Origin of the sequence: Blastomonas sp. CCH1-A6, assembly GCF_001556365.1 — a bacterium.
Taxonomy (GTDB): Bacteria; Pseudomonadota; Alphaproteobacteria; order Sphingomonadales; family Sphingomonadaceae; genus Blastomonas; species Blastomonas ursincola.
This window is the reverse complement of record NZ_LSIS01000081.1, coordinates 1-849: the sequence shown is the minus strand read 5'-3', so window position 1 is coordinate 849 and position 849 is coordinate 1. Positions and strand designations below refer to the sequence as shown.

2 protein-coding genes are annotated in these 849 nt (G+C 66.3%); both read left to right on the top strand.

Going from position 1 to position 849, the window contains the following annotated elements; all coding sequences use genetic code 11:
* The coding region (locus AX735_RS25585; RefSeq protein ID WP_202189494.1) for a hypothetical protein at positions 1-187 on the top strand (187 nt) is incomplete at its 5' end.
* 16 nt (positions 188-203) lie between these two features.
* Positions 204-849: ATP-binding cassette domain-containing protein (locus AX735_RS03775; protein WP_066275853.1), on the top strand; the 646-nt coding region annotated here is incomplete at its 3' end.

Here is an 849-nt window from a genome sequence, read left to right as displayed (position 1 = left end):
CCCCGCCGATCAGCAGGCGTCGCAAGCCAAGCCGCAGCAGCAGGCGCAGAGCCCATCGTCCACCGATCAGAAGGAGCAGGCGAGCGCCGATGCGTCCCGCTCGGCCGCGTCGCAACAGGACTTCACTCCCGTGTCGGCTGACGCTGCCGCCGCGCAGTCACAGCGATTCACAGCGACCAAGGATTGACGGCACCGCTGCGATCATGAGCCTCACGATCCGCAATCTCGCCTTCCGTTACGGAGGGCGACAGATACTCGATGATTTCAGCTTCGACATGGCGGCAGGCGAACAGAGCCTGCTGATCGGCGCCTCGGGCAGCGGAAAGTCTACGCTGGTCAATCTTATCTGCGGGCTGCTGAGCCCGGATGCGGGTACGATCTCCATCGCTGGCGAAAGCATGACCGGCATCGGCTCCAGCCAGCGCGACGACCTGCGCCGCCGACGCATCGGACTGGTCTTCCAGACGCTGAAGCTCGTCTCGGCACTCGATCTTACCGCCAATCTGCGGCTGGCTCAGCGGCTCAGCGGGCACGCGACCGAAGCCGAGCGTGTGCCGATGCTGATCGAGCGGCTGGGTCTGGCACATCGCGCACATGCCCACCCGCGCCAGCTGAGCCAGGGCGAGGCGCAGCGTGCCGCGATTGCGCGCGCGCTGATCGGTCGGCCCGATCTGATCATCGCGGACGAACCGACGTCCGCGCTCGACCATGCCAATATGGAAAAGGTGGCGGCGCTGCTGCGCGAATGCGCAGCCGAGGCCGGGGCCAGTCTGCTGATCGTCACGCATGACGACCGCCTGCGCGATCATGTCGCCTCGGTACGGCATATCAGGGCCTTGTCGGCAGAGG